This window comes from Nonomuraea sp. NPDC026600 (assembly GCF_040638335.1).
Lineage (GTDB): Bacteria > Actinomycetota > Actinomycetes > Streptosporangiales > Streptosporangiaceae > Nonomuraea.
Genome location: NZ_JBEZYD010000003.1, coordinates 191,523 through 208,201, shown reverse-complemented (window position 1 = coordinate 208,201; position 16,679 = coordinate 191,523). Strand labels below are relative to the sequence as shown.

General features: G+C 71.9%; 9 protein-coding genes. 8 read left to right on the top strand and 1 reads right to left on the bottom strand.

The window, feature by feature from the left end:
- The first annotated feature begins 64 nt into the window (after window positions 1-64).
- Complete coding sequence (locus AB0F17_RS07740; RefSeq protein ID WP_358017968.1) at window positions 65-799, top strand: TetR/AcrR family transcriptional regulator; 735 nt, start codon at window positions 65-67, stop codon at window positions 797-799.
- A gap of 47 nt (window positions 800-846) precedes the next feature.
- Here AB0F17_RS07740 and AB0F17_RS07735 read toward each other — a convergent pair whose 3' ends face one another.
- Entirely contained in the window at window positions 847-2,559 is a 1,713-nt protein-coding gene (locus tag AB0F17_RS07735; protein ID WP_358017965.1) for a S8 family serine peptidase, read from the bottom strand.
- A 92-nt stretch (window positions 2,560-2,651) separates the two neighbouring features.
- On the opposite strand from AB0F17_RS07735, the gene AB0F17_RS07730 reads away from it, so the two are divergent.
- The 7 genes from AB0F17_RS07730 to AB0F17_RS07700 all read left to right on the top strand — a co-directional run bounded on the left by AB0F17_RS07730 (window position 2,652) and on the right by AB0F17_RS07700 (window position 16,641).
- Window positions 2,652-3,377 carry a tyrosine-protein phosphatase gene (locus tag AB0F17_RS07730; RefSeq protein WP_358017962.1) on the top strand — a complete coding sequence of 242 codons (726 nt, stop codon included), beginning with the start codon at window positions 2,652-2,654 and terminating at the stop codon, window positions 3,375-3,377.
- A gap of 132 nt (window positions 3,378-3,509) precedes the next feature.
- On the top strand, window positions 3,510-4,031 hold the full coding sequence (locus tag AB0F17_RS07725) for a snapalysin family zinc-dependent metalloprotease (protein ID WP_358017959.1): 522 nt from the start codon (window positions 3,510-3,512) through the stop codon (window positions 4,029-4,031).
- 161 nt (window positions 4,032-4,192) lie between these two features.
- Window positions 4,193-5,080, top strand: a complete 888-nt coding sequence (locus tag AB0F17_RS07720; protein WP_358017956.1) for an SseB family protein — start codon at window positions 4,193-4,195, stop codon at window positions 5,078-5,080.
- Window positions 5,077-5,484 (top strand): hypothetical protein, encoded by a 408-nt coding sequence (locus AB0F17_RS07715; protein WP_358017953.1) that lies wholly within the window; start codon window positions 5,077-5,079, stop codon window positions 5,482-5,484. The genes AB0F17_RS07720 and AB0F17_RS07715 overlap by 4 nt, the downstream gene beginning before the upstream one ends.
- Window positions 5,485-5,580: 96 nt before the next feature.
- A complete protein-coding gene (locus AB0F17_RS07710) occupies window positions 5,581-5,985 on the top strand; it encodes a YbaB/EbfC family nucleoid-associated protein (protein ID WP_358017950.1) in 405 nt (134 codons plus the stop codon).
- Between the two features lie 14 nt (window positions 5,986-5,999).
- Entirely contained in the window at window positions 6,000-6,323 is a 324-nt protein-coding gene (locus AB0F17_RS07705) for a hypothetical protein (RefSeq protein WP_358017947.1), read from the top strand.
- A 37-nt stretch (window positions 6,324-6,360) separates the two neighbouring features.
- Window positions 6,361-16,641: a hypothetical protein gene (locus AB0F17_RS07700; protein ID WP_358017944.1), complete on the top strand. Its 10,281-nt coding sequence runs from the start codon at window positions 6,361-6,363 to the stop codon at window positions 16,639-16,641.
- The last annotated feature ends 38 nt before the right edge of the window (window positions 16,642-16,679 follow it).

The window sequence follows — 16,679 nt, the reverse complement described above, 5'->3', positions numbered from 1 at the left end:
TATTGCAACTTTGAGTTGCGATATGATGGCACGTCCTCGCCCGCTAACGCAACTTGGAGTTGCAATGGATGCTGAGCACGCCCGGCCGACCGCACGTGACGCGACCCTTCCGGACACCGCGCGCGCCGAGCCTGTCGTGCGGACCCGGCCGGTTGGGCGTGGCGCGAAGGTGCAGGCCGCCGTCCACGCGGCGACGCTCGCCGAACTGGCCGAGAAGGGGTACGCCGCCCTGACGGTCGACGGGGTCGCCCAGCGGGCCGGGGTGCACAAGACGACGGTGTACCGGCGGTGGAAGGACCGCGAGAGCCTGGTCGTCGACGCGCTGGCGGGGCATGTGGCGGCGGATGTCCCGATCCCCGACACGGGCTCGGTCGAGACGGACCTGCGGGCGCTCGCGCGTGCGCTGGTCCGGATGATGACCGCCGCATCGGCCCGCGCCCTGCTGGCCGCGGTCTTCTCCGATGCCGCGCGCCTGCCGGAGGTCGCCGAGGTCCGGCGCCAGATCTTCGACGATCGGCTGCGACGGGCGAACCCCGTGGTCACCCGCGCGGTGTCACGCGGCGAACTGCCCGCCGGGACCGATGCGGCGGAGGTGATCAAATCCCTCGCGGCGCCGGTCTACCTCAGGCTGCTGATGACCGCCGAACCGGTCGATGAGGCCGTCGCCGACCAGGCGGTCCGCGTCACGCTGGCCGCCGCCCGAGCCGGCGCCTTCGGTCCGTCGGCTCCCGGCTCGCCCGCCTCGGGTCCGTCGGCTTCAGGTTCGTCCGACCCCGGTCCGTCGGTGGTGCCCGGGTGACCCGGTGCGCGTTCGCCTTCGCGGGCGCGCACCGGGCATGCCGTCGGCTATCGGGCCGCGGTCAACGCGTCGACGATGCCTGAGCCGTAGAAGCCGTTACGCGCCCTGCCGCCTTCGCAGGTGTGCGTGGCCGTCGTCGTCGTACCGTTCGGCAGGATGCGGGTGTAGGTGAACGCGCGCGGCTCCGGGCACGGCGTCTTGGTGGCGGTCGCCTTGAGTACCGCCTCCACCGCGTCCGGGTTCATGGTCAGGCCGCCGTGAGCGCGGTCGCGGTGGCCGTACCGGCTGACGATCAGCGCGGCGACGCCCGCGGCGCGCGGCGAGGCCATCGAGGTGCCCTGCAAGTACGTGTAGTACCCGCAGACCGAGTCGCGGCAGTCGCGCACCACCGACGGGGTGTTCGGCGTGCCGTCGGGGTTGAGCTGCCCGTTCTCCTGCGCCAGCGACTGCGGGTAGGCCGCCAGCGTCGCCCTGGTCACGTCACGCGTGTTGGTCGGCGTGTCATAGGCGTCGCCGCCGGGCGAGGCCACGTCCACATAGCCGTTGCCGTAGTCGGAGTAGTACGACTTGCGCTTGCTGATGCCGGTGGCCGACACCGCGATCACGTGCTGGCCCTCGCTGGGCATGGACACGCAGCTCGGCGGGATCGTCCGATCGTAGGCCGCCTCGCCGGGCACGCTGGCGAAGTCGGGGCTGGAGCCGTCGATGAGCTCCTTGGTGTAGTCGGTGGCGCCGTTGCCCGCCGCCGACACCAGCGTCACGCCCCTGGCGTGGGCGTAGTTCAGGGCCCGCTGGGTCGCCTTGATGATGGTGGCCTGCTCGGCGCGGTCGGCGGGGGAGTCGGCCGGGTTGTCCACGCAGTTGAACAGCCACGGGTCGATGTAGTAGCTCATGTTGACCACGTCGATGCCGTGGTCGCCGGCGTACGTCAGGCCGTCCACGCTCGGCTGGAGGAAGAAGTAGCCGGAGTCCTGGCCGACCCGCAGGTTGACGATGGACACCTTGGGCGCCACACCGGCCACACCGAGCCGGTTGATCGGGGAGGCGATGGAGGACGCCACGTGGGTGCCGTGCTCGTTCTCGTCGACGTCCGCGGGGTCGTTGCAGGAGTGGTCGGACTCGGCCTCACAGGGCCCGTCGATCGTGGCGCCGTTGGCGTCGACCGGGATGTCGACCGTGAAGTTACGGCTCAGGGCGCGATTGAAGTTGGGTGCGATGTCCGGATGCGAGGCGTCCACGCCGGTGTCCAGGATGCCGACCAGCACTCCCGGGTCGCCCTGCGCGTAACGGTAGGAGCCGTCCGCGGTGGCGTGGATCTGCTTCATGTCCCACTGCAGCTCCGACAGTGGTTCGGCCGTCGGCGCGGGCTTGCCGAACGTGGTGGCGGCGGGGGCGCCGTCACCGGCCTTCTCCACGGCCTCGACGGCCTTGCGCGCCTCGGCGGCGGAGCGGGCGGCGGACGGGACCGTTCCGATGGACCGGTTGTGCGCCACGCCCTCGATCGAGGCGCTGGCGGCTAAGGCGGCGGCGAAGCCCGCGTTGGTGGTGGAGATCGTGGCCACGCCGACGGCGGTGTTCTCCTTGACCACCGTGCCGCCGGCGGCCTGGACGGCCTTGCGGGCGTCGGCCGGGCGCACGCCCTCCTTGTATAAAACGACGTATTCGGTTTCCTGACCGGTTGGGGTCCGGACTGCCTGTGCGGGGGTGACGAGGGCGGTCGCCACAAGGGTGCAGGCGGCCAGGACGATGACACGCTTCACGCGTACCTCCGGGCTTAGACGGATATCTCCACCAATCTGGTCATCTTTGGTGGCTACGTCTATAGGTCCGCCGACCTCATAGGGTGTGATCGATGAGGCATATCGCGTTCGAACGCTTGCACAACTTCCGGGACCTGGGCGGTTACCGGACCCGCGACGGGCGTACGGTGCGCTGGAGGCGCCTGTACCGTTCCGATTCCCTGGCCAAGCTCCGGGGCGACGACTGGCGCCGTTTTCTCGACCTGGGCGTGCGTACGGTGATCGACCTGCGCTACCCATGGGAGATAGCCCGCAGGGGCCGCGTACCGGAGAGCGACGGGCTCGTGTACCACAACCTCAGCATCGAACACCAGCCCTACGACCAGGCCGAGCTGGGCCCGGACATCGACACCGCGCGTTTCCTCGCCGACCGCTACGCCGAGATCGCGCTGGACGGGGTCGAGGAGCTGCGGCTGGCGCTGAAGGTGATCGCCGCCGGCGACAGCGCTCCTCTGGTCATGCACTGTGCCGCGGGCAAGGACCGTACCGGGCTGCTGGCCGCGCTGGTGCTGTCCCTGCTGGGGGTGGACGAGGGGAGCATCGTCGAAGACTTCGCGCTCACCGAGCTGGCCACTGACCGGCTGGTCGCCGACTGGCGGGCGGGCCACCCCGACCGGACGCTGAAGTGGCCCGGCTACGGTCGCGCGCCGGGCGAGGTCATGCGGCTCTGGCTGGCGGAGCCGGCCGTCGGCCATGGTTCCGTAGCCGACTACGCGGCCACCCGGCTGGGCGTCGACGACGAGCTGATCACGGCGTTGCGCGAGCAGTATCTTTCCTGACGGTACGGCGTGCTCCGCGGACGGCATGACATCGGCGCATCCATACCACGGCAGTAGGGGCAAACTGGCTTATCCCCGGACGGCGTCGTCGCGCCTACCGTGACAGCAACCCCCGCTGTCCGAGGAGACACGATGCCCAGACCCCTCCGTCTCGCGCTCTCTCTCGTCCTCACCGTCGCGTTCCTGCTGGCCACCTCGCCCGCGCAGGCCGCGCCCCTGGTCAGGGCCCTCCGGTACGACGCCGGCCGCGCGGCCGAGTTCCGCGGCGCGGTCGACCAGGCCGCGCAAATCTGGAACTCCAGTGTCACGAACGTTCGCCTCGTCGCAGGCACCCCCGCCGACTTCGTCGTCGTCGCCGACAACGGCTGGCCCCGCGCTCTGCCCACGAGCCTGGGCCGGGGCACCGTCTGGATGGGCAGGCAAGCCACCTCACAGGGCTACAACCCCGTACGCATCGCCGCCCATGAGATCGGCCACATATTAGGCCTGCCCGACCGGCGCACCGGCCTCTGCTCCGACCTGATGTCCGGCTCCAGCGCTCCTGTGAGCTGCACGAACGCGAACCCGAGCGCGGCCGAACGGGCCGAGGTCGACCGTAACTTCGCCGGCAGTACTCCGCTGGTCGAGTTCGGCCGGGTGTACGTGGACCGCTGAGCTCAGACGCCGGGCACGCTGCCGCCGTCCTCGCTGAGGACGGCGGCAGCGTCCTGCCGGCCGCGGTGATGGGGGATGCGGCAGGCGGCCTAGGCCCGGAGGGCCGGGAAGACCGCGGTCGTCGGACCGATCCAGGCGGCAGGAGTGGGCAGACTGGACAGATGATGAGTGATCACCATCCGGCAACGCCGTTCGAGGAGCGGCTGTGGGCGGCGCGTGAGAACGGGCAGGAGGCTCTGTGCCTGAGCCTGATCCGCGACGCCGACCTGGCACTCCCGATCACCGCCGCCGCGGCGGCCGGGACCGAGGCCCCCGCCTGGGCGACGGCCGCGGACCCCGAGCGGACCTGGCTGCTGGCCTACACCTCCGCCGAGGCGATGCGCCTGGCCACCGGTGGCGTCGCCACGCACTACCGCGTCGCCTCGCTGGCCGAGCTGGCGGCGGGCTGGCCGGACCCGCGGTGGGGCCTCGCGATCAACCCGGGGCTGCCGACCGTCTTCATGCTGGAGTCGGGCACGGTGGCCAGGCTCGCGGTGCCGACGCTGGCCCAGGACCTGGTGCTCGCTCCCGGGTCAGGGGTGCCGGTGGTCCAGAAGCTGCTCGCCCCGGCCGACGTCCACGGCCTCCTGACCGGCGGCGAGCCGCGTGTGTCCGGCTACTGCCATCACGCGCTGGACGTCTCCCACATCGCCACGCCCGCCGTGCTCGCCGAGGCGCTGGGCCAGCCCGGCATGCTGACCTCGGGCGGTTGCCTGAACATCCTGCGCTGGCGGCCCGTCGGCCTCAACCTGTACCGCACTCCATACGGCGGGACCGACGAGGAGGGCAAGACCGCGGTGGCCGGTTGGGTGGTCGAGGAGGCGCCGTTCGTGGGGCTGGGCCTGGTGCCCAACGTCGATCACGTCATCCGCGAGTACAAGGTGTACGGCGTGGGCCTGCCGCACGGTGCGGAGATCTGGGAGCTCACCTTCGAGGGGACCGAGCACCGGCGCGCGATGTACCACGGCGACCTGCGGCGCTGGCTGCTGGTGGGCAGGCAGGCAGCGTGAGCCGGCATTTCTACCGGGCCCGCTGGCAGGGCGCGGACTACGTGGCCAGCCCGGAGCCGCACTCCCTGGAGCTGTGGGTACGGCTGCGCAGCTCCGAACCCGCGGACGGTTTCGAGGAGGTCGAGCCGGGTTGTCACGTGCGCACCGTCCCCGTGACGGAGTGCGCCGCCCTGGACTTCGTGACGATGGTGTGCCAGTGGCGCGGAGAACGCTTCCACGTGCACGACGAGAAGGACGGGCTGCTGCTGCTCGAATACCTGGGCGGATCCGCGCTCACCGCGCTGGAGCTGGGGCTGGAGCGGGTCGAGCGGGGCGTTTACCGCCTGTGGGTGCCTCTCGCGGAGGTGACCGGCATCAGTGAGGAGGCCGTACCGCTGGATATCAAAGATCAACATATGGCGTAACGCTCTTGTCTCTTGATGTTCATGTGGCAGAAACTAGGGGGAAATGCGACAGTGTCGTAAGGGACAAACGCACTGTTTTGGGTTCGAGGGGGGTCCATGGAGTCGCTTGACCAGCCCGACACGGCGGGAACGAGGGCCTACGCCGACGAGTTGCGCGAGGTGTTCAAGCGGATCCAGGAGGCGAGCGCGGAGCTGCACGCCGAGGCCAAAGCGGTCCAGGTCACCGAGACCTCACGCGATGGCCAGGTGTCGGTGACGGTCGGCGCCCGCGGGGAGCTCGTCCGGCTGGACCTCGACCCGCGCATCTACCGGCGGCCCGACGCGCGATACCTGGCCGACACGATCGCGGAGACCGCCCAGCGGGCGGCGGCCAAGGCCCAGGAGCGCATCACCGAGATCTTCGAGCCGGTGATCCCGGCCGAGGAGTTCAAGGCGCATCTCGAGGGTGACCTCGAAACCGTCATGGCGCGCTTCGCCGAGCGGATGGGAGGCACGAGCTGAAGCCCTGGGATGGCGTGGAGATCGCCAAGCCGGTCGTGAACCAAGGCATCTCGCAGTGGTGCACGATGGCCGAGGAATGGGAGCGGGAGGAGCCGCAGCTGAGGGCGGCGGTCTACGAGGCGCTCGCCGCGGAGCCCTGGGGCGCCGCGGCCGAGGGCGTCGCGTTCAAGGCCGCCCACTTCCGCGGCGACGGCCCCACCCAGATGCTCAAACAATCTGCCCACCTCACCAAGGAGATCACCGACGCCGGCGACAGGATGCGCAAGACCATCGACAACACCTTGCGCACACACGCCGCCACGTACCAGGACTTATTCGGGCTGACGCGAGAGATCTGAGGCCCGGGAGGTGACCGTCAACGGCGCTTCCGGCGCTGTGAGCACAGGCAGCCAGGCGACCGGCGCCCCGCCGATCGTGCGCATCGACAGGGACGTCCTGCCCGCCTGGGAGACCGAGGCGCTGCCCGCCTGGGTCATCAACTGGCTGATCCCGATGCTGTCCGCCGGCCAGAAATGGCCGGACGCCAGCGAGAGCGGGCTGTCGAAGCTGGGCCAGACGTACGAGAACCTGGCCACTGGGTCCGCCGGCAGCGTGCCGCGCGCGGGTACGGCCGCGCGCACCATCGCGACCGGCTGGAGCTCGCCCGCCACCGCCAACTTCATCACCAGGGCCAAAGTCCTGTACGGCCACGAGGGCGGGATGTCGGGGGTGGCCCAGAACGCGCGGGCCTACTCGCAGCAGGCGAGCAACTTCGCCGTCGAGACCCAGTACTCCAAGCTCTCCGTCAACGTGGCGTTCTGGGTCACGGTCATCGCCATCGCCATCGCCATCATCGTCAACTTCTTCACCGCCGGATCCACCACCGCGATCATCGGCCCGTACGCGGCCGGCGCCCGCGCGGCCATCAGCCGGATCCTCGTCAGGCTCGCGGCCGCCGGGGCCAGGCAGGTGGGCACGACGCGGCTGGCCCGAGTCGCGGTGCTCAGCGGCGCCACCGGGCGGAGCGTGATCACCAGGCTGCTCGGCTCCGCGATGGGCCGCGAGCTCATCGAGGAGATCGGCGAGGAGTTCTTCATCGACTTCGCCGCCCAGTACCAGCAGATCAAGATGGGCACCAGGAACGAGGTGGACTGGAACAAGTCCAAGGCCGCGATCATCGGCGCGGGCGGCGGCGCGATCGTGGGCATGAAGGTGGCCGGGCCCGTGTCCCTTGTCACCGGGGGCGTGCCCGGGTTCGCGGGCCGGGCGATCACCACGGGCGCGACCAACACCATCGCCTCTCCGGTCGGCAGCTTCGTCGCCAACGGTGTGGTCTACGGCCAGTGGGAGAACCCGTTCACGGCCGACTCCGTCATGGGCGGCTTCATGGGCGGTGCCGGGCGTACCGGATCCATCAGCCCGTTCAACCCCGAGGTCTACACGACGCTGGCCCATCCGACGACCGCTCTCGCCTCCGCCTACGACGCCGCGGCCCGCGCCGACGCCGTCCGCGCGGGCGGCGACCCGCCGGGGGGCAGGCCGGACGGGAGCCCGGTGGGTGGCGGCCCCGCCCCAGGCGGTGGCCAGCCGGGCGCGGCCGTACGCGTACCCGATCCCGCGACGGCCGGTGCCCCGAGGGCCGGCGCCGCGCACGCCACACCCCCCTCGCCCGCGACGGCGAGGCCGGCGGGCACCGTGCCGTCCCCCACGGGTCAGGACGGCGCCGCCGGGCGCGCCGCCGCCACCCCGGACCTGGACACGTCCGCGCCCAAGCGCGGCTCGGCCGCCCAGGACCGTGGCGATCGAGCCCAGGCCCCGCAGACCGGCGCCTCCCCGGAGTCCGCCAACGGGGCACACCACCCCTCCGGGCGCGGCACCACGGCGGCGCCTGCGCAGGCTCAGACCGGGACGGCGGAACACCCTTCGCCGGACACGGCCGAGGCGGCAGGCCAACAGGCCCAAGCCCCAGACCACACGGCGACACCGGATCACACGGCAACGCCCGACCAGACGGCAACGCCTGACCAAACGGCAACGCCGGATCACACGGCGACGCCCGACCAAACGGGAACCACCGGCGACCAGACCACGGCTGCCCCCTCGGCCCATACCGCCCAACAGGCAGACGCGGCGGACCACGGGACGCGCGACACGGCCACGCACCCTGCCGCGGTCACCGCCCCGGCCGCCGACCGGGCCCGGACGGCGCTGATCGGCGCGCTCGCCACGGACTTCCCCGACGCGGTGATCGGCCCGACCGGCGACCTCCTCGTCACCTCCGGCTCCAGCGTGCGCACGATCACCGCCGCCACGATGACCCGCCTCCGCGCCGCCCTCGACACCCGCGCCGAGCAGGTCACCGACGTCGCGGACCTGCAGGCGGAGGCGACCGCGATGCTGCTGGTCGTCCAGGAGGGCGAAACCCCCGCCCAGGGCGCAACCCCCGCCCAGGACGACCTGGCCGCCGCGGCGCCGACGAGCAAGCCGGGCACGGTCACGTCGAGACCCGTCCCCGGCACCAGGCACGTGCCCGACGGCCGCCTGGGCCCCGACCTGACCCTGGACGAGGTGCACCACGCGTTCGCCGACCTGCAGGCACGTCACTTCCTCAACGAGGACGTGACCGGTTTCTCCTGGTCGCAGGGCGGCCGGTTGCTGGCGGTCCACACGAGGACGAACGGCACCTTCTACTTCCGCCCCGTCATCGGCGGCCTGAGCAAGAGCCTGATGGGCGAGACCGATACCAAAAGAGGCGGGACCACCGAGGACGAGCCGTACCTGGTCCACTTCGGCCCGCGCATCGCCGAGGGACAGGTCTCCAGGGTCTGGCTGCACGAGATCACCGACACGCTCCAGAAGGTGCTGTCGGCCGGCGAGGGCAGGGGGCAGCGAGTCCTGCCGCGCCCCGGGAAGAACACCCGGGACATGTGCGCGGCGGCGCAGTTCAACGAGCTGGCGTTCCTGGCCGAGAAGTGGCGGCGGGCCCCGACGCTGGGCGAGCAGCGCCGGCTCGCCGTGGACATCGACGGCGTGGCCCGCCAGCTGAGCGAGCGCGGCCACACCCCGCCGCTGCCGCCCTGGGCGCCCACGCAGGCCACCCGGGCGCAGCAGGCCCCGGCCTTACCCGCCAACAGCGCCCGCGCCGACCAGGTGCAGGCCGTCGCCGAAGCGCTGGCGAAGGCCGAGTACACGCTTCAGCATCAGATCCAGCACAAGATGGATGCCGCCGCGGAGGCGAAGAAGAAGGCCCGCCAGGCCACGCGCGCGGCCCGCAAGGCGAAGAAGCAGCACGACAGCGGCCGTTTCGAGCGGGCGCGCAAGGCCCGGCAGGAGAACCGGACGTTCCGCGCCGCGCAGGAGCGGAACCTCAGGATAGCCGCGGCGTACCGTGTCGCGCTGGCGGAGGCGACGCGAGCGCGGCAGACGTACGAGCAACTCCTTCAGGCCATGAGCCAGGCCGGCAGACCAACCCAGCCGGGCGAGGTCGGCATGACCCACATCGCCCGGCGGCTGGCGGCCGATGCCCAGCGGCACCACCAGAGCTATCTGGACGCGCTGGCGGCGGCGCTGCCGCAGGAGCTCAGCTTGTCCGCGTCCCAGCCGACGGGCCGGCTCCCCCATCTGACCACTCTCACGGCCACCGTGAACAAGATGCTGGAGGCCAACGGACCCGGCCCCAGGTTCACGGCGATCGACCTGGAGCAGGCCCTGAGAGCCGACTTCCACAAGGCCGTCTCCTCCGACGGCGTCGTGCTGCGGGTAGGCCGCGGCCAGTCGGCGGCGGAGGTGCGGATCAGGCTCACCCTCTCCGACCTGGTCGAGGTGCTGGACCCGGCCATCAAGGCCTCCGAGATCATGGTGGGCCAGTTCTTCCAGTCGGGCCGTACGGTCTCCGCCACCGAATCGGGGAGCGTCGGGGTATCCCCGGGCTTCAACAGCAATGCCCTGGCGCCGATGCTGCCCGAGGGCGAGGTGGCCAGACACCTGGTCCAGATGCTGGGGGTCAGCGTCGGGGCGAACGTCGGGCGCAGCTGGGCGGCGACGGGCGGGTCCGGGTCGTTCGCGCAGGGCGGCTACGTCGCCGACGACAGGAGCGAGCCGCTGCTGTTCGACGCCACCGCGAGCTGGAACGTCCAGGTGCGCTTCGGGAAGTCGGAGGGCTGGAGCGAGAGCGTCACGGTCGACTCCGGAGCGCCGGGCGACGCCGCCGCGCAGCGGATATGGATCTCGCAGTCCTACGCCGACCAGCCGCCGCGCAAGCTGACCTGGATCGACGAGGCCCACCGCGACCCGAAATTCCCCCCGCACGTCCTCCTCAGCATGAGCGACGCGGAGAACAACCTCGACGCCGTCGCCGCGGCCCTCGGCGGGGAGTACACCCAGGTCGGTGCCGTCCCGCATGACGAGTTACGCACGTTCATCACCGACGAGGTGCCCCACCAGTTGGGTGAGGCCGTCAACAACGGTTACACGCGCGTCTTCACCAGGGGCGGCCAGCCGCACGCGAGTGTACGCGCCGACAGCAGGATCGTCCTGGTGCTGTGCGAGCCCGTGGGCGGCATGTCCGCCGAGGAGTGGGAGGAGGAGGTGGCCACCGACTTCGTCGCGGTGCCTGGCGGGGCGTCGGTCGGCAGGTCGAGGGAGGGCAACGCCTCCGCCGGCTTCAAAGATCCCTCGCTGGAGGGAATCGACGGCCTCGGGCCCTACCACCCCACCATCGGGCCCAAGGCCAGAGGCTCCAGGTCGGTGTCGCGGTCGTACTCCGCCACCGCGAACAAGCAGGCGATCCACCCGAGCGTGCACCGGAAGACCAGCCCCAAGCAGGCCTACAAGCTCGTGGTGGAGACCACGTACACGGTGGAGGTGTTCGGCAAGCCGCCGGTCACGCTACGCCCGGTGCGGAGCACGGCGGTGGTCAGCATGCGGGTGTCGGCCGCCCGCCGTTTCGGGCTGCCCGTCGACAGAGCGGCACTGGTGTTCGACGAGAACGGCCAGCCGGTGACCGACGCCAACGGCGTCCAGTTGGTGCACGGAGACCCGCGCCCCGGCCCGCCGCCGGGCCGCAAGGCCGAGCTGCCCGTCTGGCTGGGCGACGGCCCCGGGCAGATGCGCGGCGCGGGTCCCGCCGTCGTCGGGGACATCGAGGGTCTGGACGCGTTCACGGCAAAGGTGCTGGACGAGCTCGCCGAGCGTGGCATCGTCCCCAAGATCGTCGACGACGTGCCGCAGTACGCGTCCAACCGGCTCGAACGCGCTGCCCAGATCCTCAACCTCCAGGAGGTCACGGAGCAGCTGAGGGAGCACCGGATCCGCGCCGCCTACGACTCCCTCGCCCAGGACGGCATCCTCCTCGACCTCTCGCTGCACGGCCTGAACGGCGCCCCGGAGAACTACCAGCTGCGCCTGTCGCTGAAGCAGGACTTCAGCGACGTGGGCCCCATGCAGCACACCGACGCGGAGACGGTGGTCAACCTCGACATCGGCTCCGACACCTCCGCCCGGGCCATCAGCAAGTCCAGGACGTACGCGGGCGGCGCGTCCGTCAGCGAGGGCGACGGGCCCGACAAGGGCCACGACGGCATGGCGCACGAAGTGGGCGTCAACGCGGGCGGCAGCCGCACCAGGACGGCCGGCTCCAGCGCCGGCGGCACGGTGAACGTGGTGACGCTGCAGGAGAGCAGCGGCCCGGTCGCGATCGTCTCCCTGGGGCATGTCATGACCGCCGAGCTCCTGCACAACGGCACGACGACGACGCTGGCCACCGAGTCCGGCAGGGCGACCCTGAAGATCGCCGGCGACCTCCTCCCGGCCACGAACGACACCCCGCCCGCACCCCTGGGCAAGCTCTCCAGGAAGGTGCAGAGCAGCCTGACGCTGCTGCACATGGATGTGCCGGGGTCACACGCCGCCGCCCAGCAGGTGCTGAACAGGGGCATGCGCCCCGGCTCCGGTGCGTTCCAGACCATCGCCGCGATGCTGAACGTGCGCAACCTCGTCTCCCACTTCAAAATGTTCACCCGGGCGCTGACCGCCGGCCTCGGCTTGAGCGTCGACGGCGTTCCCACCCGCTCATCGCTGTCGGTGGCCGGCGAACTCGGCGAGGCGGAAGTGATCGGCATCGTCGACCACGTGAGCGGCGACATCCTGTTCGGGCTCAGCAGCGCCGGCGTGTCCTGGGGCGGATCGTCGAATGTGTCCGTCGGCGCCACGACGAACGTCTCCGACCTCGACGACGGCGGGAAGTCGAGCGACGGCGGCACGCTGTCGCTGCCCTCCCGGTCGGGGGGCACTTCCGACTCCACCTCGATCCTCGACATCTGGGGCAACGAGGAACTCACGATCAAGTACGGCCGCCACTACATCATCCGCGCGTCCACGGAGCTCACGTTCACCGGCTCGGAGAGCACGGCGAACGCGCTGCCGGCCGCGGGCCGGATCCCCCTCGGCGAAACCCGGACGGCCACGGCGCCGGGCACCGCGCTGTTCTCGCTGGCCGAGGAAGAGGCGCTGCTCATGTACGCCGAAGGCGATCTCTCGCTGCCAGGAGTCCTCGTCAGCGACGCCATCGAGCGCTTCCTCAACCGCAGCCTGAACCTCGACACCAGCATCGCCGTGCCCCTGGTCCAGCGCTACATCGCCGACGTGGCCACGGCGCGGAAGGCCGGCGCGGACGTCGGCTACGCGGCGCGGCACACCCCGAAGGCCCTGCTCGGCAGAATCAAGGAGGTGATGGGGGTCACGCCCGACCCGGCCGAGACGGACTCGAACGGCCGGCCGCTGCCCGGCCGGCCCCCGGGGGACACGGCGAAGGATCTCGATCAGGTTCTCAGCCAGGCGGCTGACCTGCTCGAGCGCTCCAGGGAGGTCGTGCTGGCCCCATCGTTCGACGAGTCGGTGAGCCTGAGCACGGTGGAGTCGCTCGACCTCGCCGACGAGAACGGCGACCACCTGCCGATGCTGGACGCGGTGACCCGCGCCGTGACGGCCACGGTCCCCGGGGCGATGGAGGGCAGCCCGACCCTGGGCGAGGAGCTGGCCGTCGACTTCTCCGACGACGCGGTCCGGATCCGCGTCCTCGACATGTGGTCGCGCAGCGGCTTCGAGAAGACATACGAGGTGCAGAACGGCACGCACACCGAGGACGTCACGGTCAGGGCGCGGCTGGTGCCGGCCGACTCCAAGCATCCCCGCTGGGCGAAGTTCCTCGCGCACCTGACGCAGGCCGGGATCATCATCCAGCGCTACCGCTACGGCGACCGCTCGCACTCCGAGTCGTACAACGGCTCCTACTCGGCGGGGCTCGACTACGGCGCCTCCGACAATGGCGACGACCACGGCGGGGGAGTGTCCACCGACCGGGGCCGCTCGTACACCGGCTCGATCAACCGGCAGACCACGCGGCTGCAGCGGATCGGCCTGTTCAGCGAACTCGACCGGGTCCAGCAGGACATGCTGCTCGTCATCGAGGTCGAGCGCAGGCCGAGGCGCAAGGGCAAGCTGTCGGGCCGGTTGAGCAGGCTGGCCGACAAACTGCGGGGCAGGATCCGCTCCGCGCCGTTGGTCACCTATGCCGCCTCCCTGGTCCGGCGCATCCCGACCGGCATGATCCGGCCCGTGTCCGAGGATGACGGACCGCTGGTGACCGTGCCCGACCCCCGGCCGGTCGAGCTGCATCCGGGCCACTTCCCGGCGGCGATACGGGAGGACCCGAGCGGGCCCACCCTGTACGAGGTCATCGTCGCGCAGCTCACCAAGATGATGGGCGCGAAGTCGGTCGCGGAGATCCGCCCCGAGCTGGTCACGCGGCTGCTCCCGTCGGCGTTGCTGACCGCGTTCGAGCGGATGGCCGGGCCTGAGGGCGAGGTGATCGTACGGGCGGCCAGGCAGAAGTTCAGGAACCAGGGCACCGAGGTGAACATCACGGCTCGCCTGTCGGACCTCACCATCGCGGCCGGGCCGTTCGACGCGGAGAAGGGAGAGGTCGACAGGGCGGCCAACGCCCAGAACGCGACTCTGTCCCGCGACCGCGTACTGCCGGGCCAGGCGGGCGGCAACTTCTCAGACGGTGAGTCGGGGCTCGGCTTGGGCGCCCGCGTCCGCCTGGAGACATCCGAGGCTGTCAGCGATCACCACGGGGCGCGCCGCGAGCGCAGCATGTTCCAGAAGAGCGCGGCCTACCTCGTCCGCCTGAGAGTCGACTACGACCTGACGTTCCAGAATGTGGCACGGCTGAGGGACGGCCGCGAGCATCCCGTCGGCAAGCCCGTCCGCCTGCCGGGCGCCACCAACGGCGAGATCGACGTGGTCCTCTTCGGGGACGAGATCGAGGAGCTGCTGGTGCGGATGGAGGAGAACGTCCGGCTCGCGCCCCTGCCCACCGGGGACATGTGGCAGAAGACGTTCAACTTCATCCCCGAGACCGGCCGCCACGGCCCGATCGACGCCCTGCGGGACGCGCGGCTGGCCGCCCGCGAACGCGGCGCGGTGGCCCGCGTGGCGGTCAGGGAGGCGGACGGCCTGCACCGTTACGACGCCTACCCCAACGGCGCGCTGCGCAGCGTAACCCCCGACGGCGGGTTCGCCGAGGCGTTCGCCACGCTCTCCCCGCTGCTGCTGGACGCCGCCTCCGGCATCAACCTCGACCTGCGCGACGTCTTCATGAACTCCGAGACGCCTGGTTCCTTCGCCTCCCAGGTCAGGGCCGCGCTGATGTCCCGCGGTGTCGTCGCGGTCAACACCGAGAAGGCGTCGTGGCCGGCCGAGCGGCCGTTCCCGAACGAGCCAGTGGGCGGAAGCGTCGGCCAGGGCGTGTCGCCGCCCAGCGTGACCTCGCCCGCGATCGAGGGCACCATCTTCTCCAGGTCGGCCCGGCCCGCGGGGGTTCCCGACCTGACCACGGCCGAGGTACGCGCCCAGGCCCGCTCCGCGACCGGGGTCGCCGAGCGCATCAGCTGGACCGCCGATGACACGATGGCCGTCCAGCTCCCCGCCTCACCCGACCAGCACGTTCGCGTGATCGTCGGGAACCCGGGCGAGGGGCTGAACGCCGCCACGGAGCTGCGCGCCGGCACGCCGGAAGACCCGCACCTGATGCGGATCGGGCCGCGCGTGCACCCGGACGTCGTGTCGTCCACCGTGGTGCACGAGCTCTCGCACGTCGCCCAGGAGGCGACGGCCGCCGCCTGGGGCTCGCCGCAGGGCGTCGTGCGGCCATCGCTCTCCCAGGAGCAGGCCGAGGGCTCCGACCTCTGCCTGATCCCGCGCCTGAACGAGCACGCCCACCTGTCGGACAAGTGGCGCGCCGCCACCGACACCGCCACCCGGTCGCGCCTGGCGGACGCGATCGACGCCATCGCCGCCGACGTCGAGCGGCGCGGCCACACCCTGCCCGCGCCACCCTGGGGGACGGGCCCGCGCGCACCGGCCGCCGCCGAGCCGCAGAGCAGGATCGCGCGGCTGCTCAGCGGCGGGAGCGCCACGGGCCTCGACACCTCGGCGGCCGGGCTCTCCAAGGTGGCCCAGATCGCCGGCGTGGCCGACGTGCGTCCGGCACCGGGCCAGGTGAAGGAGTTCACCGTGACCGCGGGCGGCCGCCGGTTCACCCTGGAGCTGGCCGAGGCCGCGCGGAACGCCACCGAGGTGACCGTCGAGGCGAGTACATCGGACCGGCTGACCCTCCGGGTGCCCTCGGAGGGCGGCGCCCGGGTGACGGCCGCGGTGGCCGAGCAGGTGGCGGCGCACGCGGCGCGGCTCGCCGGACGGCCGGACGAGCTACTGCTCGGGCCGGGCCCAGTGGTGTCCCCCCGGGCACTCGGCGTGCCCGACGCCAGGACGCTCGCCAGGCTCCGCGGCCTGGTCCACGCGATCGCCGAGGCCGGCCCCCGCGCCGCGGCCGAGAGGTCCGCGCTGCGCGCCGAGATCAGCCGGGCGGGCCTGGCACCCGGCCAGGACGGGGCCACACCCAGGCTGCTGGAGCTCGCCCGGGCGGGCGAGCTCTCTCCCGCGGACGTCGCGGCCGTCCGCGGCGGGGCGGCGCTGCCCGAGACCGCCGCGGCCAAGGCGATCGCACGCGCCGCGGCGCTCATGGGCGCACGTGTCCAGGTGTACGGCCCCGGCCTGATGGACATCGTGCTGCCCGGCCGCCCGCCCATCCCCGTCGAGGTCCTGCCGGACCGGGCCGGTTCCCCCGAGCCCGGCATGCTGACGTTCCAGATGGACGGCCGCCGCACGATCGGCGCGAACGAGCGGGCCGCCGCCGCGACCGCCGCCGCGGCCGTCGCCCGCGCGCTGGGCAGGCACCCCGGCGACCACGCGGCCCTGGCCGAGCTGCACGAGGCCGTGCGGCAGGCGCGGGCGGCCACCACGGCCCAGCGGTTCGGCCGGCTCGGCATGCTGTTCGACCTGCTCGCCGGCACCCGCCCGGAGGTGTGGGGGCTCATCCCGCGGCCGGTGGCCGACGAGCTCGCCGCGCTCGCGAACGGCAAGCGCCCGCGGGACTGGCCCGCGCACCTGGACCGCCTGCGCGCGCTCGCCAACACGACCGGCTGGTGGCCGCCGGAAGAGGGGGAGTGCCGGTGCCCCGCGGACGAGCCGTGCCGGTGCGGCTACCGTTCCGAACCCGAACCCGAGGCCGAGCGGGAGCGGGAGCCGTCGGGGGAGCGCGTGGTCGCGCTGTGAGGGGCAGGGCGGCGTTCCGGCATGATGGACTGTCGAGG